Raw genomic sequence first — 17,823 nt, forward strand, 5'->3', positions numbered from 1 at the left:
CAACCTGACCGGATGCGGGCCAATGTCTATCCGGCTACGGCCCGAACTGGCGGCTTTGCGATCTTTGGAGATTCTGCAGGGGATAACGGCAGTCCGGCGCGCACGAAGTAGGCGGTGACTGCGGGCGAGGTGCGGTCACCCGTGAGGTAGGCCGCGAGCGCGTCGTGGTCGTCGTCGAGGAGCATCAGGAAGGCCGGCGCGGACACTTTCCAGGCGCCGCCCGCGATGCAGCGGCCGACGTGGTGGCAGGCGCACCAGCCGCGGACCGTGCTCGCCGAGCAGTGCGCTAGGAAGGCCGCTTCGCCGATAGAAATGGCCTCAGCCGGGTCCCAGGGGATCAGGATACGGGGCGCGCTCATCCGTGCCTCCTGAGATGGTCTAGGAGCGCGCCCACCCGGAAGGCCGGCCTGTCGGCCTCGGCTCCGCCGCCGATGACGTCCATCATGCCGTACCTGCGCCGGACCTGGGCCCGGATCAGCACGCCCGCCACCGCGTTCGCCACGTCGTCGTGCTCGCCGGGCGGATGGTCGATCCTGTCGCGGCCGCCGCGGGCCGTGCGGCGCTCGAGGGCGGTGAGCTGCGCCTTCAGCTTCGGCAGGTCGAGGAGCTGGGCGGTGCGACTCGTGAGAAGCGGCAGCGCGGCCTGGTAGATCTCGGACTTCGGCATGTCGGCGAGCTCGTAGCCGATGCCGTGGTCGCGGAAGGCCTCGCGCGGCCACTCGCCGCCCCAGCGGTCGCCCGTCACGGCGGTGATGCGGTAGGCCTTCAGCACCGCGGCGAACTCGGCCACCACGGCCTGCGGCGAGAAGGGCGGGACCCGCTCCATGACCCGATCGAGCACGACGATCCCGTCCGCCTGGTGGGCGATCGCGAGCGTCATCGAGTCCTTCCCCGAGCCGCCGGCTGGGTCGACGAAGGCGTGATAGCGGACGCGCTCGACCGGCAGGTTCTCGCTGGCCGGGACGGTGCAGGCCTCGACTGTTTCGATCGAAATGAAGTCCTCGACGTCGTCGCGGAACTCGGCGCCGTACTCCGCCCGCGCGGCCGCGGCGTCCCGGGCGTAGGCGCGGGCTACCACGCTCTCGGCGAGCGTCGGGTTCATCGTCCGGCTCGGCGCCTTCGCCACCAGCACCGCCGGGTCGCCCTCGGGGCCGAAGTCGCGCCGGAAGGCGCCGTAGAGCTCGCCGCGCTTGGCGTAGGGCGAGGAGATGATGCAGAGCGGCCCGCCGGTGGTGGCGAGGCCGGGCCGGAGCGCCGCCAGGATCTCGCGGTCCGGGTTGGCCGAGCCCTCGACGCGCCAGAACGCGACCTCGTCGCAGAGGGCCGCCACGAGAGTGCCGCCGCGCGAGGTGCGGAAGCTCGCCGGGCGGACCTCGATGTCCACGCCGGTGTCGAGCGAGAGCGTGTCGGCCGTCTGCCCGGTGACGTGCCCCGCGAAGCCCTCGACGTGGTCGAAGATGCCCCGGATGTAGGAGAGCGCCTTGCCGGCCTGATAGGTCGAAGCCGCGATCAGCGGGAGGGAGCCGCGCTCGCCCGGCGCCAACACGTCGTCCCAGTCGCACAGGACGGCGAAATAGGCCGCCAGGACGGCCATGGCGCGGGTTTTCCCGCCGCGGCGGCCGATGATGGCCCAGACCTCCTCCACGGGCGCCCCGGGCTCGTTCTCGCGGCCGGTGAGGGCGGCGTAGATCGCGCGCTCGGCGGCCGTCAGGGGCTCGCCTTGGCTCGCGATCAGCAGCACGCGCCACGCGGCCCAGGACTCGCCCGGGAGGATGGCCCCGAAGACGTTGGGGTCCTCTAGGGCTTCGCGCATGCTGAGCAGGCGCCTCACTGCGCGTGCCTCCGGGCGAGGGCGCGCTCGCGGGGGCTGAGGGGCCGGGCCTCGGATGTGGGCGGGCCCATGCGGCGGGCCTGGCGGTCCATGCGGTCGGCGAGCTGGCCGTAGGCCTCGGCGTCGATCGACTTCCCGGCCGCGCGGTCGGCCTCCATCGACTCGCACTCCACCGCGAGCTGCGCGTAGCGCCGGATGGCCTGCTGCTGGACGATGGTGACCGCCTTCGGCCCGCCGCGCTCCTCGGTGAGGTCGTGGATCAGGTCCGCGAGGCGGCGGCCCTCCTCGGTGCGGCCGTCGATGTGGCGGATGTGAACCCGCGAGCCGTTCGAGAGCGCGTTGCGGGTCGCGGCGGGGCGATTGGTGGGCATCATGGCCGTGGTCTCGTGAAAGGGGTGCGGCCTTCCCGGGCTTGACCCGTTCGCCCACGCAATGCGCGGAGCAGCGAGGGCGGGAGCCCGGGTTCCCGTTGTCGGACGGGCCGCGGCGCCCTCAAGGGATCCTCGCCGCTGTCGTGAGCCCCGGTGGCGGAGCGAAAGGGATCGGGTGCGGCACTCAGGGCCGGTCGAGCCTCGCGTAGCTCGCCAGCACGCGCCGGCGGTCGACCGGGGCGAGGCGGTCGAGGGCCTCGAGGGCCGGCGCCAGCGCGCCCGGGTCGAACTCGGCCTGGGCGAGGAGGCTGCAGAGGTCGGCGGCGCGCAGACCGCAGTGCAGCTGCGCGATCGCCCTCATCACCCGAAGGCGGGCACGCTGCTCGGCCGGGTGCAGGTTGTGCATCCACGGGCCGAACCGGTCGCGCGGCGCCAGGATGCGGGGGCGGGGGTGAGGGGGATGGAGCGGGGCACACCAGTCACGCCTTGCTGCACGTCCGGAGAGGAGGTGCCTGCTGCCGCGGTGGCGGCCCATAGGCGTGACGGACTGGGTCCGACTGGTAGACAATCGCTGAGAAGCGGCGCGGTTGCAACCCGTGCCGGCTAGCGCGCGCGAAAAGCTTCTACACATAGCTTTCGCAGTAGAAAATCCTGCTGTCACCACAGTGTCACCATGCTCTCGGCGCGGATCAGCTATGATCTGCAAATATAGATGAGCGGCAAAGAGGGCAGATTTCGCAATATGGACCTCAAAATGTGCGTTGGCGCACATTACCAATTAGGTTGCGAGTCTATCTGGACCGTCGTGGCAGGCGCTCAATGCGCAACCGGCCGCACGATAAGACGAGTGGAGCTATGACGAAGTCGATCCTGCTCTTGGCGGGCGTGATGACGCTCGCGGCCTCCGCTGCCTCAGCTCAATCGGCCAAGGAGCGCTACAGCTACAAGGCGCCGTCGGGCATGTTCAGCGAGGGCACCACGAAGTGGGAGATGTACCGCTTCATGAACGAGGATGCCGAGCGAACGCGCGCCTACAATGCCGGCCTGGCCGCGACGGGCTCCGCGCTCCCCTCGCCGGCAGCGCCGTCCAACACCCGGTACACCAGCAATCCGCCCCGCCAGCGGCAGGGCCACCGGTAGGATGCTGGGCGTTTCCGGCATCAAGGGTCAGGCATCGAGCCGGGCGAGGAGGTTGCGCACCGTCGAGGCGTGCCACGTACCGCCGCGGGCGGTGAGGATGCCGCGGGCGTTCAGCTCGCGGGCGATAGCCCCCAGGCTGTCGTGGCCAGCCTCGCGGATCGCGGCGATGATCGGGCCCAGGTCAGCGGCGCGCCTTTCGGCATTCTCCCGCCCGGCCGCGACCGCAGCGGCGTTCCCCAGGCCGCGGAGGTGGGCACCGCCCGTCCGACTGCCGAGCCGCACGCCCCGGGCCTTGGCGGCGGCCAGAGCGGCCTTGGTGCGGGCGGAGATCGCGCGGCGCTCCTCCTCCGCCACCATCGCCATGATGCCGACGGTGAGCCGGTTGGCAGTCGGCAGGTCTGCAGCCACGAAGTCGACGCCGGCCTTGTCGAGGCCGAGGAGGAAGTGGGCGTCACGGCTGAGGCGATCAAGCTTCGCGATCACCAGACGGGCGCCGATGGCCCTCGCGTGCGCCAAGGCGGCGGCGAGCTGCGGGCGGTCGTTCCGCTTTCCGCTCTCGATTTCCACGTACTCGGCCACGAGGGTCCAGTGTCCGCCGTTCAGGTAGCCGAGCACGGCTTCGCGCTGCGCCTCCAAGCCGAGACCGGACGCACCCTGCTTCGCCGTCGAGACCCTGAGATACGAGACGTGCTTGCCCGAGGCCATGGCATATAAACTCGCATAACGAACGTCTTGTTTGTTTGTACGGGACCGAGCGCTTCCTCGCAAGTTCTAATTCGGCGGTTGGCAAGTCCTGAAGCTATCATGTGCGCCGTGCCGCAGTCGATGTGGTGTGATCGGGGTGGATTTATCTGCCTGGGCGAAGTCTGTGAACGGCGCTATTCCCGTCTCACCTCGCCCACATCGCTGAGAGAGCAGCCCTACCTTGAGCGGCCTCGAAAGCCCCTCAACGATCAGCCACCGTGTACGGTCCTGACGCCATCCGTGCGACCGGCGAACCGCTAACGATCTCTAGCCCTCTGACATCCGGACAGCTGCCCGGAATTTCCGCTGCGTCCAGCCCCGGATTCTCCACCTTGCAAGGTGGGTGGAGAAAGGTGGCGAACGTGGCCACTGTCACGTCTCCACCACCACCCCTTTATAGGGGGTGGGGTGGTGGTGGCGGAGACGTGTGGCAGGTGGAGGTGGAGGCTCAATCCGAGGCAGCCTCGCCAACCTCGATGAAGGGCCGCGGCTTGCTCTTCTCGTCGCGGCCCTGGACCACGACGAACATGCGCATGCGGATCCATGTGCGCAGCAGCGCTTTGATGCGATCGCGATCCCGCTTGTCGTCCGGATTGAGGCCCAGGGCCTCCGCGATCGGGTGTCCGACCCAGTTCTTCGCCTGGACGTCTGCCCGCCACTGGCCCTTGGCCACGGCAGCCTGGGCCCTGCGAAGATCATCGACGTTCACGCCGTTGAAGGCATCCGGCCACTCCCACGCTGTCACCACGCCAATGTGATCGCTCGGGCGCTCCTGCGTAGCGTTTCCGAGATCCACCGAAGCGGTGCGGTACCACGTGGCCTTCTCATCGCGCGGCGCGAGATTGGCCTTTCCGGTAGTGACCTTGAAGTAGCGCCACGACTCTTCGACGCCGGCACGCTCGACCTCGTCCTTCGACATGGCGTTGAGCACGCGGGCCGCCCGGGTCTTGTCTTTCAGGGCGCTCGCGCCGCGCCCGTCCTCGACGGTGTACTCGGCCCCGCCGGCCTGGCCCTTGCGGACGTGATGCACCAGCTCGAAGGCGCAGTTGGTGCGGCCAGCGACGCGGTTGATGCCCTGAGCGATCAGGTCGATGGCGGAGTTGTCGTTCTCTGAGACCGCGTGCGTCGAGACGAAGGGGTCGAGGATGACGACGTCGATCCGGTTCTCGCGGATCGTCGCCTCAAGCTGGTCAAATGCCGGCGCCGCCACGGTCGTGCCGGTCTTGCTCGTGGTCGCGAGGATGATCCCGCTGTCGCGGCCGCTGTCGAGGAACAGCCATCCGTCAAGGTCAACCTCGCTGATGCTGTAGTGCAGGCACGCCGCGAGAACGCGGCGCTCCAGCTCCTCCAGAGGGTCCTCGCCGTTCCACAACCACACCCGCAGGCGCCCCGCCGGCTTGATGCCGAGAAGCGGCCTGCCGGTCGCCATCGCGAGCGCTTCCACGATCACCAGCGAGGACTTCCCGAGCCCGCCCAGCGCGAAGGTCGCGCTGGTGAACTTCCTGATGAGGTGACGCCCGTACAGCCACTCGCGCGGCGGGATGCTTGCGGGGTCCCGCCAGCGGAACGGTGTGGCGCGTAGCGGCGCGGGTGAGGCTTCCGCAGTCCTTGCCCACGGAAGTGGCTGCGGAGCTGGCTCCGCGCGGTCGAGGAGAGCCGCGGCGGTACCCCCGTAACCGTTGAGCCAGTCTGTGACGTCCTCGCCGACGCCGATTTCCGGGAACCTGATCAGCTGCAGGCGGGCCGCCGCGCCGGAGGCGAGCGCGATCTTACGCTCCTCGCAGGCCCGTCCCGGCTCGTCATTGTCGGCGAGCACAACGAGGTCCCGCCCTGCGACGAGGGCGCGGGCCGCGTCCGGAACGTCGTTCGAGCCGCCGAAGGTGAAGGCGAGGAGGCCCACCGCAGCGAGCGTGTCGACGTCGCGCTCTCCCTCCGGCCACAGGAGCGGCTCGGCGCGGTGTTCCGGATCGAAAGGATCCAGCGCGCCGGCAGGGCCGGTGTAGGGCACCGGCTGGTAGCCGGCGGGCTTGCGGCCCTGCCAGCCGACTTCGCCGTCTGAGGGCCGCCTGACGCGGTAGAAGTCGCGGAACTCGCCGCTTGTGAGCTTCACCTTGATCCGGACCGGCGAGCCCTCGCGCCGGTAGATGTGGCGGCGCAGCTCGTCCCGTAGCGGGTCGATGGCGTCGCGACCGATCGCGAAGAAATGCGGCTTGCTCTTAGCGTCGGGAGGGGTCCAGTCCGGGAACGGGCCCGCCGAGCCGTGACGTGCTGCCGGCGCGACCGCGCCGTTCGCGTGACCGTTGGGACGCGGGCCGGCCGGCGCAGGGGTGGTGCGGGGTTCGAGCTCACCCTTGCTCAGACCGCTCCGGATCGTGGCTCGGGCCGCAGCGGCGCCGTCCTTCTGAACGTAGCCGTTTGCCGTTGCGGCCTCGAACAGGCAGCGCTCGGCCGAGTTCCGGTCGAGTTTGCCGGCGCCGACTAGCTGCCCGATGTTGAAGGCCGCCAGGTTCAGCTGATTGTTGCGCCCCGAGCGGGTCGCGGCCAAGCCCTCGCACTCGCGGTCGAGGGCGGCCTGGGCATAGCTCTCGTCGGAGGACGGACGGCTCACGGGATCCCCCTCTGAAGGGCGTTCAGGGACGTGCAGGGGGCGAGGCGGATCCGGCGCCAGGTCGTGTGGCGCTCGCGGCTGCTGTCGGCGATGACCCAGCCCACGCCGCGGGGTGGCCGGGGGAGCGTGACCCACGAGCCGTCCGAGTGTTCCACCACGCAGTCGCGGGTGGTGACGCTCTCGATGATGAGGTGAGGTGCACTCACGACGCACCTCCCGCATCCGGTATCAGACCCTCGGCCTCGACGGCGGCCTTGGCGGCCAGCAGGACCTCCGCGAGCGCGGCGAGGAGATCCGGCCGCACGACGATGCCGCTCGCTGTCGGCGCCATCCCGCGCCCGCCGGAGCGGTGGAGGCGGACCTCCACCATCGGCTTTCCGTGGAAGGGGCGGAGCTCGACGACGAACGCTTCGCGTCGCCCCTTCGGGATTGTGGCAAGACGCTGTGGGATCATCGCCGCGCCTCCATCAGGTAGGCGCGGGCCTCGCTCGGCCGGCTGAAGACGCCGCAGACCATGCCTTCGCGGTCGACGACGACCACCGGGCGGCTTGTCAGGGCGATACGAGCCTGCTTATGCTCTGTTCCGCTTCTGCTGAAGGAAGCCTCTGAATTAGCGCCGCTCCGGGCCTGGACTCCCGGGGCGGCGTTGCTCTTTTCGGAGAGAGATGAGTGCGGGTCCAGGTTTGCAACCCGGGTGCTAACCCCTTGATCCTTAAAGGGCAGATCGTCGCTCAGTTTGCAGAGAAACTCTGCATTTTCAGCGCCCTGCCCCAATCTACGAATCTGGGGGTCAGAGGTTCGAATCCTTTCGGGCGCGCCATCAAACTCAAGCATTTAGTGAAAACTAAGCGACCGGGCGCTTACCAGGATGAGACGCTGGTAAGCGCGTGGTAAGCAGCCGGCGATTTTCGCCAATCAGGCGTGACAACGCCGCTCCCGGTCGAGGGCCTTTCCTGCGGTAGGCGGGGCTTCGGTTCAGCCGCCCTGATTGCGGCTGGTAGAAGGCCGCAAAATAATGCATCTCGGTCGCCGGCGTCTTGCGGGGCTTGGTCTCGGCGTACTCGCTGAAGGAGGCCGACACGAGGCAGCGGAACGCGCGCTTGAACCATGGCCGCCAGTAGGACGAGATCACGTTGCGGACGTTTGTGACGGGCTGGGTGCCGAGCTTCGGGGGCGGCGGGAAGCCCCAGCGCATAATCCGCCAACTCGCGCTCGCCCTCCGCCTCACGCACCACGGGCGCCATTCGCGCGCCGGCTGTACGTGACGCACCGCGAGATTGGTCTAGCGGATCGCGTCCGTGAGCGCCTATCTGGTGGTGCCACACAGGACAGAGCGAAGAAGGGCGGAGATCATCTCGCCCATCTGAACTCAGTCCATCAATCCCTCGCAGAAAGGCTTCTCGCCCGACCGCAAGCGTGCCACTTCGGTGGATCAGCGACGCCTGCGGGCACAGGCCGGCAGGGCACGATGGAGAGGGCCCACTTCCTGGGGCTCCAGGCGTTTCTCAGCATCGCGAACTGGGGAAGCTTCAACCGGGCGGCTGGGCACCGCGATGAGTACCTGTGCCCTGTGCGCCGGTGGCATCGCCTTCTGCGCGGCGCTGCTCCCCTCGCAGACCGCCGGCGCCGACCTACACGGCGATCCAGGTCCCACCGACGGCCGCCAGGTCGAGCCTGGCCGGATGCCGGCAGAGCGGTACCGCCCCATCTCGTACACACCGACGTGTAGGAGCCGCCCACCACACGACAGAGCTCGGGGAGGAGCAGGAGATGTCCCAGACCGCTTCAGGACATGGCACGGATCGACGCAAGTTCCTGCAAGTGACGGGCAGCCTCCTAGCCGCAGCCGCCAGTCCCGTGCGGGTGGCCGCGGCCGGTGGCGAGGTCACCGGACAGCTCGCCCGCTACATGGTCGAGGCGCGGGACCGGCCTTTGCCGCCCGAGGTCGTGCAGGCCTGCAAGCACCGCATCCTTGACACCTTCGGCGCCATGATCTCCGGCGCTCGCATGCGGCCTGGCGAGTTGGCGACGGCCTATGTGCGCGGCCTCAGCGGCACCGATCAGGCCACCGTCGTCGCCTCCGACCTGCGCACGACCGCGATCAACGCGGCGCTCGCCAACGCCATGTGTGCCCACGCGGACGAGACGGACGACTTCGAGCCGGTCACCAAGGCGCATCCGGGCTCCGCGACCGTGCCCGCAGCTCTCGCGATGGCCGAGAAGGAGGGCCGCTCCGGCCTGGAGATGATCCGCGCCGTGGCGCTCGGCTACGATCTCTGCTGCCGGCTGCTGCTGGCGCTCGGGCCAGACCTTGTGCGCGGCTCCCACCGTAGCGCAGAGGGCACGAGCTCGACCTTCGGTGCGCTCGGGGCGGCCGCCACACTCGCCCGCCTCGACGAGCGGAGCACGCGCTTCGCGCTGTCCTACGCGGCCCAGCAGGTCTCGGGCCTGTGGAGCTGGGTGAAGGACGAGGACCACATCGAGAAGGCGTTCGACTTCGCCGGCATGGGCGCCCGCAACGGCGTCACTGCCGTCTCCATGGTTCAAGCCGGCCTGACCGGTGTCGCTGACGTCCTCGACGGGACGCACAACCTGTTCATCGCGCTCTCAAGCGACCCAAAGCCCGAGGCGATGCTGGAGGGGCTCGGGAGCCGCTTCTTCGTCACCGAGACCGCGATCAAGACCTTCTCGGTCGGGTACCCGATCCAGTCGCCGCTCGACGCGGTTTTGACCTTGCGCGAGCGCCACGGCCTGCGGGCCACCGATGTGCGACGGGTCGTGGTGCATCTGCCGACCGACGCGGTCGGCATCGTCGGGCACAGCGCCATGCCAGACGTGAACTGTCAGCACCTCGTCGCGTTGGCGCTCGTGAAGGGGGCCGTCTCCTTCGCCGACAGCCATGATCCGAGGCTGATGCAGGAGCCATCCATCCAGTCCGTGCGGGAGAAGGTCGAGGTGGTGGGCGATCCCGGCCTGATGACACGGGAGGCTCCGCGCAGCGCGCGGGTCGAGGTGATCCTTGCCGACGGGCGCAGGCTCGAGCACTTCACGAAGTTTCCGCCGGGAACGAAGGAGAACCCCCTGAGCACGGAGCGGGTTAACGCGAAGGTTCGCGACCTGATCGTGCCGGTGCTTGGGGTATCGCGCGCGGACGACCTGATTGCGCGTATCAACGACCTCGAAAATCTTGAGGACGTCCGAGCACTACGGCAATTGTTCGCGCCCTGACCCGACTGCAACCTAAGCCTAGGCGTAGTGTGGGCTAGGGCCGCTGCGCGCCAGGAGCCGACATTGAGCTGCCGAGATCTGAAGGGCCGCTTCCGACCCTTCTCGGGCGTTCGGAAGGTCTGCTTACCGGCGGTCTGATCGGCCCTGAACCACCGGGGCTGGCCGAGGACGGCCATGTTCCAGCATGGCTGTTCCATTCATCAAGCCCTATTGGAACGGGCTTGGACCCAGCCCTGGCTCGCGCGTACACCAGTTATTGAGGTGCTGCGCAGGGTCCGAGCCACGGTTCTTCGCTGACAAGCGCCTGATCGCTCAGCGCCGGGGAACTCCAATGCCCAGCCAAGAGCAGATGATGAAGCGCCAGCAGGTGCTGGCCGATTTCGGCGAGTTCGTCCTGCGCAGCGAGAACCTCGACGAGGTGCTGGCTGAAGCCTGCCGTCTCGTCGCCGAGGCTTGCGGCATCACCCGCGCCAAGATCCTAGAGATCCAAGGGGACGGGCAAAGCTTGCTCGTGCGGGCTGGCGTCGGCTGGGATCCGGGCATCGTTGGTCGGCTGCGCCTACCCATGAGAGAGCGCTCCTCCGAGACCTTCGCGATCAAGGAAGGCAGGCCCACCATCACGCAGGACATCCGCAAGGAGGAGCGCTTTGATGTCCCCGCGTTCATGAAGGAGGCCGGAGTCATCGCATTCGCCAACGTGCCGATCTTCGTGCCCGGCTGGAAGGCTTACGGCCTGCTGCAGGTGGACGCGACCGAACCGCGCGAATTCGGCAAAGAGGATACCGAGTTCCTGCGCACCTACGCCATCATCCTGGGGCCGGTGATCGACCGCCTGCAGAAGGTGAGTGCCTTGCGCTTGACCGAGGAGCGCTTCCAGCGCTTCGCCGAGCATTCGGCGAACGTTCTCTGGCTCGCCGACCTGGAGAGCGGACAACTCAATTATCTCAGCCCGGCCTTCGCGCAGGTCTGGGGCATGTCCGCCGAGGACATGCCGGACCTCGCGAGTTGGCTCGCCAGCCTTCACCCGGAGGACCGCGACGCCGCCGCGCAGGCGCTGGAGCGGGTCGGCGGCGGCGAGACAGTCGTGTTGGAGTATCGCATCCAGCGCGCCTCAGACCACGCGGTGCGCCGCATCCGCGACACCTTCTTCCCGATCCCGGGCATTGACGGACGGAGCCGGTCAGCGGGCGGGATCGCGCAGGACGTCACCACCGACACCGGCCTGCGCGCCTACGTGGTCGCGGTTGGGGACGACGCCCGGAGTAGCCTTGTTGGTGCCCTGCAAGCCGCCGGGTACGAGGTGCAGACCTTTGCGAGCGGTCAGGCCCTCCTCAAGATTGCTGGCTCGCTGATGCCGGGCTGCGTCGTGCTCGACCTCGAGGAGGCGAGCGGCCTGGTGACCACAAGCGCGCTGAAGGCGGCACGTGCGCACCTGCCCGTGCTGGCGGTCGGCGCGAGCGGGGGCGACGTCGGCTTCGGGGTCCGCGCCATGAAGGCGGGAGCGGTCGATTTCCTCGAAGCCCCCTGGACACCGGAGGTGCTGCTGTTCGCGGTTAGAACGGCGCTCGCCGAGATCCACGCCGAGGCTGATCGGGCGCGCCAGGGCGAGGAGGCCCGTGCCCGGACTGCGGCGCTTTCCGCGCGCGAGCGCGCGGTGCTGGAGGGTTTGCTCGCGGGCGGGACCAACAAGACCATCGCCCGCACGCTGGGCCTGAGCCCGCGCACGGTGGAGATCCACCGGGCTCGGGTCATGGAGGCGCTCGGCGCCCACACCCTACCCGAGGCCGTTCTCATCGCGACCGCAGCTGGCGTGCGTCCCACCGTTCAGGACGGCGACTAGGTCGCAGCCCAGCGCCCGCGTAGGAAGCGGGCCGTTATGGGCCTCGAGACAGCCGGCGTTCGCTAGAGATACCCGGCCTCGAACTCCGCGAGCTGACGCAGCCGCTGCGGCGCGAGTATCTGCAGGCGCGGTCCCCGCAGCGAGATCAGCCCGTCGCGTCGTAGGGCTTGCAGCACGCGGTTGACGTGCACGTACGACAGGCCAAGTGTGTCGGCCAGATCCACCTGGGTCAACGGCAGATCATACTGACCATCCGAGACTTGGCCGATTGATCCCAGGCGCTCCAGCAGTTCGCACAGGAGATGCGCCATTCGCTCAGTGCCCGAGCGGCTGACATTGGCCACCCACTCGTGCGCCGTCGCCTCTTCGGCGAGCCTCGCGTACTGGAGCGCGAGCGCGATGCGGGGATGCCGGCCGAGCAGGTCGAAGTAAGCCACGCGCGGAACCTTGGCGACGAGGCAGTGCGTGAGGGTCTCGATCGTGTGGTCGAGCGGGTAGTTGTGGAGGACACCGCGGTCGCACAGATCGCCGGGGACGAGATAAGCCACAATCTGGCGGCGGCCGGACGCACGTCGCTTGTCACGGCTCGCGAACCCGGCGAAGACGATGAGCGCGTGATTGGCCACGCTGTCCTGCTCCACAATGACGGTGTGCCGCTCGACCGGCCGGACATAGCCGGTCAGGCCTTCAAGCGCCGCTCGATCCTGCACCGAGAGCGGGGCAAAGCCATCGAGCTTACGCGCCAGCGCACAGACGGGGCTGTCCGCTTCCGGCGCCGGAGACACCTGCGGTGGTACCTGAGCGACTCCGGATCCGGCGGGATCCATCACGGTTATTGTGGCAAGTGTCTCCATCGAACTTCCTCTGGAATGGTTGCCCCATTCTTCCGGCGGCGCAGCGCGAGTACATCCGGTCCATTCCTTAGGAGCCCGCCGAGCCGCGAGCTTCGATCTCCTCGCTCCGGTAGGCCATCGCAGAGGCAGGACGAGATCCTTGAGGCGCTGGACCGCCGCATCGTGGAGGCCGAGACACAGGTCACGGCGCTGACTGCGATCATCATCGGCCTCAGCAAGGCCGGGTGTGACACCGCCGAGGCAGCGGCCCTGTTGCGCGACTACGAGACCTCGCTGCCGAACCTGCGTGGCCAGCGATGGGCGATCCCAGCCAAGGGAGGGCAGGATCCATAATGTCCAGTCGGCGAATGGCCGATTTGGAGATGCCGCTTGGGTCAGCTGGATGGCAGGAATGGGAGAAAAGCCGAATGTCGGCTTTCGGGCAACGGGCCAATGGCGGCTCTCCACCGAGGCCGTGTGAAAACTCAGGCGCGCTCCGAAATCGGAGAATAATCTTCTACACAGCCGTTATCCGAGCATCCTGGATGGCGGCCGAGATGCCAACTGGGTGCCTATTCCGGCGCTGCCCAGGGTTATCGAGGGAAGATCCTCCTGCCGCCTTTGCGTTTTCACACAGCCTCCACCCCATCCAGACCTTGGTCGCCAGCGGTTCAAATGTCCGCTTGGGGTCAGCAGCGGCGGTTATGAGAGTGCATTCCGGGGGTCTGGTAGGGTCGAGAGCAGCCCCTTGCATGGCTAAGCTGATTGGTTTTGACCCTAGCCTTAGTCGTCGCTGGCCAGCTTCCGCCTTTGCCGATCAGTCGCAGCGGTCGAACGGGGCCGCCCGCCCTCACTAACGACGAACCCTGCGCGCCACCGGATAGCAGCCACGAGGCACCCGGCGCGATCGTCCCCTGGCCCAGATTGCGCCGCCTCGCCGGTGCGGGCGACGAGGCCGCAGGTTGAGCTCTGGGCGTCTTGGGGGCGGTGCGCAGACGGGCCTCGCATCCGGCGGTTGGTCGAGGCCGGATGCGGCCCGGATAATCGTCCCGAACCGTCGCGAGGCGCGCGATCACGCCGGCCTCGTCACGGTCGATATCCGCGCCGTCGCGGTAACGTCGGGGACATCGGCCGCGAGCGGAACAGTCGTGAGGGTCACCCCGCAGCCGGAAGGGCGGGAGCGCGGATGTCGGCCAAAGCTCAGGGTGCAGTCTCGGCGGAGGAGCAGCGCTGGGCGACGCGCCAGACCGCGCTGTCGAGGGGCGCGCCACGCCACTGCGCGAGGTGGCGGTCACTCGCCAGGAGGGCCGCCTGGTCGATCCCGGTGCGGACGCCCATCGCCTCCAGCATGGACACGACGTCCTCGGTCGCGGCGTTGCCGGTCGCGCCGGGCGCGTAGGGACAGCCGCCGAGCCCGCCGATGGCGGTATCGAAGTGGACGATGCCGGCCTGCAGCCCGGCCAGGACGTTGGCCAGCGCGCAGCCGCGCGTGTTGTGCAGGTGAAGCTCGAACACGATGCCGGGGAAGCGCGCGATCAGCCCCCGCGACAGCCGGTCGACCTGCACCGGATCGGCGATGCCGATCGTGTCGCACAGGCCGATCCGCTCGCACCCGCCCGCGACCAGCCGGGCCACGATGGCGTGGATGCGCTCATCCGGCACCGCGCCCTCGAAGGGGCACCCGAACACCGTCGACAGCGAGATCCGCCGCCGCAGCCCGTCCGCTCCCGCGGCCGCGTGCAGGTCGAGGATCTCGACGAGCGATTCCTCGGTCGAACGGTTGAGGTTGCGTCTGTTGTGGCTGTCCGTCGCCGAGAAGACGAAGGTCATGCCCTTGATGCCGGCGCGCTGCGCCCGCTCCATGCCGCGCGCGTTGGGGATGAGCGCGAAGGCGCCGACCGGCAGGTGACGGGTCGCCCGCACGACCTCCTCGGCGTCGGCGAGGTTCGGGATCCACGACGGATGGGTGAACGAGGTCACCTCGATCTCGCCGAGGCCGGACGCCGCCAGCTGCTCGATCAGCCTGACCTTGTCCTCGGTCGGCATGAAGCGGGCTTCGTTCTGGAGGCCGTCGCGGGGGCCGACCTCAGTGATGTGGGCGAAGGCAGGCAGCCGCATCGTCGTCAGGCCTCCGGCCGGAAGGCGCGGCCGAGGATGTCCATCAGCCCCTCGTAGGTGACGTCGCGCGGGTTCGGACGGACCTGGCGGACATTCGTCATGCCATCGCGGGCGAGCGCCTCCATGGCGCTGCGCGGCACGGCGAGATCGTCGAGATGCGCCGGGATGCCGACGTCGCGCGACAGGGCCTCAACCGTCGCGACCGCCCGCTCGGCGCCCTCGCGGACCGGGAGGTGGGCGACCGTCTCGCCGAGGGCCGCCGCGACGTCGCAATAGCGCGGCAGGGCCGCGACGAGGTTCCAGCGCATCACGTGGGGCAGCAGCACGGCGTTGGCGATGCCGTGCGGGATGTTGAACTGCCCGCCGAGCGGCATCGCTAGGCCGTGCACCATCCCGGTCGCGGCGCTGCCGAAGGCGTAGCCGGCGTAGAGGCTCGCCGTCAGCATCGCCTCGCGCGCCCGGATGTTCTGGCCGTTGTGAACGGCCGTCCGCAGGTTCTCGCCGATCAAGCGGATCGCCCTGAGTGCGAAGTCGTCGGTCATCGGCTGGGCGAAGCGCGAGACGTAGGCTTCGATCGCGTGGGTCAGGGCATCCATGCCGGTCGCGGCCGTCACCGCGGCCGGGAGCCCGAGCGTCAGCTCAGGATCGAGCAGGGCCGTGTCGGCGAGCAGGTAGCGGCTGACGATGCCCTTCTTGGTGTGCTGCGCCTTCAGGCTGAGCACGGCGACGTTCGTCACCTCGCTGCCCGTGCCGGCGGTTGTCGGGACGATGATCTTCGGGACGCCCGGCGACGTGACCTTGTCGATGCCGAGGTAATCCTCGACGGCGCCCGGGTTGGTGGCCATGACCGATGCACACTTGGCGGTGTCGATGGCGCTGCCGCCGCCCAGGCCAACGATCAGGTCGCATTTCTGCGTGCGCACGCGGTCGGCGCAGGCGACCACCGTCTCAATGCTGGGATCCGGCTCGACGTCCGAGAAGACCTCGACGTCGCGTCCCTGCAGCAGGTCGAGCGCGCGTCCGGCGATGCCTGCCTTCACCAAGCCCGGATCCGTGACCAGCAGGATCCTGCGCCGGCCGAAGCGGTCGACCTCGTCAGCGAGCTGGTTCAGGGCGCCGCAGCCATGCACCAGCCTCTGGATGGCAGTGAAGATCGCGATGTCTGACACGGGCGTGCTTCCGTCTGGATGGGGCTGGCGGTGGCAGCGCGGCGGGATCAGATCACGCCGTCGGCTTTGAGTTGGGCGATGTCGGCGGCACTCAGGCCGAGCCGTTCGGACAGGACCTCGCGCGTGTGGTGCCCGAGCGGCGGACCAGCCCACTGCACGGCACCCGGGGTCTCGGAGAGCCGCGGGGTCACGCCCTGCATCGTGAGGCGCCCATACTCCTCGGACTCGACCTCCACGACGGCGCCACGCTCGCGGAAGTGGGCGTCCTGCACGATGCCGGCGGCGTCGTTGAGCGGGCCAGCCGGCACGGCGGCGCGCTTGAGGACGGCGAGGAGTTCCGCGAGCGGCAGCGTCCGCGTCCAGGCCGCGACGCGGTCGTCCAACTCCTGCTGGTGGGTGCCACGGGCGCGGTGCGTCGTGTAGCGCGGGTCGGCGGCCAGTTCGGACGCGCCCATGGCCTGCGCGAGACGCTTGAAGATCGCGTCCCCGTTCGCCCCGATGATCGCCCACTGCCCGTCACGCGTCGGGTAGAGGTTGGAGGGTGCGATGCCCGGCAGCCGCGTCCCGGTCCGCTCGCGCAGCGCGCCCGTCGCGCTGTACTCCGACAGGACGCTCTCCTGGACCGCCAGCACGGCGTCGGTGATGCCGACATCCACCACCTGCCCCTTGCCGGTCCGCCGGCGGGCTTCGAGCGCGGCCAGCGTGCCGAGGGCCGCGAAGGCGCCCGCCAGCGAGTCGCCGATCGATAGGCCGGCGCGGGGCGGGGGCCGGTCTGGGAAGCCGGCGAGCGTGCGCAGCCCGCCCATCGCCTCGGCGATCGCGCCGAAGCCGGCGTCGCGGCTGTAGGGGCCCGTCTGCCCGAAGCCGGAGACCCGGGCGACGATCAGGCCGGGATTGGTCGTCCACAGATCGTCCGGGCCGAGCCCCCACTTCTCCAGCGTGCCGGGGCGGAAGTTCTCGACCAGGATGTCGGCTTCCGCGATCAGCGCGCGCGCGATCTCCTGACCCCGCCCGGTGCGCAGGTCGAGCGTCAGGCTGCGCTTGTTGCGGGCGATGACCGGCCACCACAGCGACTTGCCGTCGAGCTGGACCGCACCCCACTGGCGCATCACGTCGCCGGATTGCGGCGGCTCGACCTTCACGACGTCGGCACCGAGATCAGCGAGCAGCTGCCCGCAGAAGGGGCCGGCGATGAACGAGCCCACCTCGACGACGCGGATCCCGGCCAGGGCGCCGGGGTTCGGGGTCTGGGTCATGATGCCTTTCCGACCACTGCAAAGCCGCGGACCTGATGAGAGGGCCCGTCCGTGAGCCGGCTGCCGATGTTGCGCGACCGCACGCCCTCGATGTGGTTCGTGATCGCGGCGACCGCCTGCTCGACGCGGCCCTCCCGGATGAAGTGCAGGATGGCGTGGTGCTCGTCCCACGACCGATCGCGGCCCTCCACCGTCCAGACCTCGAGCCACCGCGCCCGCGACAGGCGGATCATCAGGTCCTCGACGGCGCGGATGTAGAAGCCGTTGTTCGTCAGCCGCGCCAGCTCGACGTGGAAGTCGGAGCCGACGCGGTGCCACGCCGCACGGGACTCGTCCTCCCGGCAGGACGCGAGGATCTCCTCGATGACCGCGATGTCGGCCTGCTGCGCACGACGGCAGGCGAGCTTCACCACCTCGACCTCGATCACCTGCCGGAACTCGATGGCCTGTTCGAGCTCATCGAGCGAGATCGGCGTCACGATCCAGCTCCGGTCCTCCCGGGCGACGAGCCCGTCGGTCTCCAGGCGCGCCAGGGCGGCGCGGATGGGGGTGCGCGAACCGCTGAACCGGGTCTCCAGGGACCGTTCGCTGAACCGCTGCCCCGGGGCCATCTCCAGCGAGAGGATGGCATCCCGGAGTTGTTCGTAGACCGCCATCATCTGCGACATGCGCCGATCTCCTTGTC

The 17,823-nt window shown here is 69.1% G+C and carries 17 protein-coding genes; 4 read left to right on the top strand and 13 right to left on the bottom strand.

Annotated elements, in window-relative coordinates; genetic code table 11:
- Nucleotides 1-26: 26 nt before the first annotated feature.
- The 4 genes from M446_RS05800 to M446_RS36485 form a co-directional block, all read right to left on the bottom strand.
- Nucleotides 27-359, bottom strand: coding sequence for a hypothetical protein (locus tag M446_RS05800; RefSeq protein ID WP_012331160.1), 333 nt, complete (start codon nucleotides 357-359; stop codon nucleotides 27-29).
- A complete protein-coding gene (locus M446_RS05805; protein ID WP_210161175.1) occupies nucleotides 356-1,813 on the bottom strand; it encodes a hypothetical protein in 1,458 nt (485 codons plus the stop codon). Before M446_RS05805 ends, M446_RS05800 begins: the two co-directional genes overlap by 4 nt.
- A 14-nt stretch (nucleotides 1,814-1,827) precedes the next feature.
- Nucleotides 1,828-2,205, bottom strand: a complete 378-nt coding sequence (locus tag M446_RS05810; RefSeq protein ID WP_012331162.1) for a hypothetical protein — start codon at nucleotides 2,203-2,205, stop codon at nucleotides 1,828-1,830.
- Between the two features lie 181 nt (nucleotides 2,206-2,386).
- Entirely contained in the window at nucleotides 2,387-2,608 is a 222-nt protein-coding gene (locus M446_RS36485) for a hypothetical protein (protein ID WP_012331163.1), read from the bottom strand.
- A gap of 449 nt (nucleotides 2,609-3,057) precedes the next feature.
- Between M446_RS36485 and M446_RS05820 the strand changes: the two genes are divergently transcribed.
- Nucleotides 3,058-3,342, top strand: coding sequence for a hypothetical protein (locus tag M446_RS05820; protein ID WP_012331164.1), 285 nt, complete (start codon nucleotides 3,058-3,060; stop codon nucleotides 3,340-3,342).
- A 27-nt stretch (nucleotides 3,343-3,369) separates the two neighbouring features.
- Here the strand turns inward: M446_RS05820 and M446_RS05825 are convergent, their stop codons facing one another.
- The 4 genes from M446_RS05825 to M446_RS38010 form a co-directional block, all read right to left on the bottom strand.
- The gene (locus M446_RS05825; protein ID WP_012331165.1) at nucleotides 3,370-4,047 is read right to left on the bottom strand and encodes a recombinase family protein; all 678 of its coding nucleotides are present in this window, start codon (nucleotides 4,045-4,047) and stop codon (nucleotides 3,370-3,372) included.
- A 487-nt stretch (nucleotides 4,048-4,534) separates the two neighbouring features.
- Complete coding sequence (locus tag M446_RS38735; RefSeq protein WP_012331166.1) at nucleotides 4,535-6,694, bottom strand: AAA family ATPase; 2,160 nt, start codon at nucleotides 6,692-6,694, stop codon at nucleotides 4,535-4,537.
- Entirely contained in the window at nucleotides 6,691-6,900 is a 210-nt protein-coding gene (locus M446_RS05835) for a hypothetical protein (protein ID WP_012331167.1), read from the bottom strand. Before M446_RS05835 ends, M446_RS38735 begins: the two co-directional genes overlap by 4 nt.
- Nucleotides 6,897-7,064 (bottom strand): hypothetical protein, encoded by a 168-nt coding sequence (locus M446_RS38010; RefSeq protein ID WP_168169136.1) that lies wholly within the window; start codon nucleotides 7,062-7,064, stop codon nucleotides 6,897-6,899. Before M446_RS38010 ends, M446_RS05835 begins: the two co-directional genes overlap by 4 nt.
- A gap of 1,400 nt (nucleotides 7,065-8,464) precedes the next feature.
- Between M446_RS38010 and M446_RS05840 the strand changes: the two genes are divergently transcribed.
- Nucleotides 8,465-9,922 carry an MmgE/PrpD family protein gene (locus M446_RS05840; protein ID WP_012331169.1) on the top strand — a complete coding sequence of 486 codons (1,458 nt, stop codon included), beginning with the start codon at nucleotides 8,465-8,467 and terminating at the stop codon, nucleotides 9,920-9,922.
- Nucleotides 9,923-10,253: 331 nt separating this feature from the next.
- Nucleotides 10,254-11,762 carry a LuxR C-terminal-related transcriptional regulator gene (locus tag M446_RS05845; protein WP_012331170.1) on the top strand — a complete coding sequence of 503 codons (1,509 nt, stop codon included), beginning with the start codon at nucleotides 10,254-10,256 and terminating at the stop codon, nucleotides 11,760-11,762.
- Between the two features lie 62 nt (nucleotides 11,763-11,824).
- On the opposite strand, the gene M446_RS05850 is transcribed toward M446_RS05845, so the two are convergent.
- Nucleotides 11,825-12,616: a Crp/Fnr family transcriptional regulator gene (locus M446_RS05850; RefSeq protein WP_012331171.1), complete on the bottom strand. Its 792-nt coding sequence runs from the start codon at nucleotides 12,614-12,616 to the stop codon at nucleotides 11,825-11,827.
- 162 nt (nucleotides 12,617-12,778) lie between these two features.
- Here M446_RS05850 and M446_RS38015 point away from each other — a divergent pair, with 162 nt between their 5' ends.
- Entirely contained in the window at nucleotides 12,779-12,949 is a 171-nt protein-coding gene (locus M446_RS38015; RefSeq protein WP_012331172.1) for a hypothetical protein, read from the top strand.
- Nucleotides 12,950-13,795: 846 nt separating this feature from the next.
- Here the strand turns inward: M446_RS38015 and M446_RS05855 are convergent.
- Genes M446_RS05855 through M446_RS05870 form a run of 4 tightly spaced genes read right to left on the bottom strand, consistent with a single transcriptional unit; the run spans nucleotide 13,796 to nucleotide 17,806 of the window.
- Nucleotides 13,796-14,713 (bottom strand): hydroxymethylglutaryl-CoA lyase, encoded by a 918-nt coding sequence (locus tag M446_RS05855; RefSeq protein WP_012331173.1) that lies wholly within the window; start codon nucleotides 14,711-14,713, stop codon nucleotides 13,796-13,798.
- Between the two features lie 5 nt (nucleotides 14,714-14,718).
- Nucleotides 14,719-15,882 carry an iron-containing alcohol dehydrogenase gene (locus M446_RS05860; RefSeq protein ID WP_012331174.1) on the bottom strand — a complete coding sequence of 388 codons (1,164 nt, stop codon included), beginning with the start codon at nucleotides 15,880-15,882 and terminating at the stop codon, nucleotides 14,719-14,721.
- Between the two features lie 47 nt (nucleotides 15,883-15,929).
- Complete coding sequence (locus M446_RS05865) at nucleotides 15,930-17,138, bottom strand: CaiB/BaiF CoA transferase family protein (RefSeq protein ID WP_012331175.1); 1,209 nt, start codon at nucleotides 17,136-17,138, stop codon at nucleotides 15,930-15,932.
- Complete coding sequence (locus tag M446_RS05870) at nucleotides 17,135-17,806, bottom strand: GntR family transcriptional regulator (RefSeq protein WP_012331176.1); 672 nt, start codon at nucleotides 17,804-17,806, stop codon at nucleotides 17,135-17,137. The genes M446_RS05865 and M446_RS05870 overlap by 4 nt, the downstream gene beginning before the upstream one ends.
- Nucleotides 17,807-17,823: the final 17 nt, after the last annotated feature.

This window comes from Methylobacterium sp. 4-46 (assembly GCF_000019365.1).
GTDB lineage: Bacteria > Pseudomonadota > Alphaproteobacteria > Rhizobiales > Beijerinckiaceae > Methylobacterium.

Coding starts and splice junctions, on each gene's coding strand:
- M446_RS05810 (WP_012331162.1), bottom strand. CDS start 2,205: ATGATGCCCACCAATCGCCCCGCCGCGACCCGCAACGCGCTCTCGAAC.
- M446_RS05820 (WP_012331164.1), top strand. CDS start 3,058: ATGACGAAGTCGATCCTGCTCTTGGCGGGCGTGATGACGCTCGCGGCC.
- M446_RS05865 (WP_012331175.1), bottom strand. CDS start 17,138: ATGACCCAGACCCCGAACCCCGGCGCCCTGGCCGGGATCCGCGTCGTC.
- M446_RS05800 (WP_012331160.1), bottom strand. CDS start 359: ATGAGCGCGCCCCGTATCCTGATCCCCTGGGACCCGGCTGAGGCCATT.
- M446_RS05825 (WP_012331165.1), bottom strand. CDS start 4,047: ATGGCCTCGGGCAAGCACGTCTCGTATCTCAGGGTCTCGACGGCGAAG.
- M446_RS05855 (WP_012331173.1), bottom strand. CDS start 14,713: ATGCGGCTGCCTGCCTTCGCCCACATCACTGAGGTCGGCCCCCGCGAC.
- M446_RS36485 (WP_012331163.1), bottom strand. CDS start 2,608: ATGCACAACCTGCACCCGGCCGAGCAGCGTGCCCGCCTTCGGGTGATG.
- M446_RS05870 (WP_012331176.1), bottom strand. CDS start 17,806: ATGTCGCAGATGATGGCGGTCTACGAACAACTCCGGGATGCCATCCTC.
- M446_RS05850 (WP_012331171.1), bottom strand. CDS start 12,616: ATGGAGACACTTGCCACAATAACCGTGATGGATCCCGCCGGATCCGGA.
- M446_RS05805 (WP_210161175.1), bottom strand. CDS start 1,813: ATGCGCGAAGCCCTAGAGGACCCCAACGTCTTCGGGGCCATCCTCCCG.
- M446_RS05845 (WP_012331170.1), top strand. CDS start 10,254: ATGCCCAGCCAAGAGCAGATGATGAAGCGCCAGCAGGTGCTGGCCGAT.
- M446_RS05840 (WP_012331169.1), top strand. CDS start 8,465: ATGTCCCAGACCGCTTCAGGACATGGCACGGATCGACGCAAGTTCCTG.
- M446_RS38010 (WP_168169136.1), bottom strand. CDS start 7,064: ATGGTGGAGGTCCGCCTCCACCGCTCCGGCGGGCGCGGGATGGCGCCG.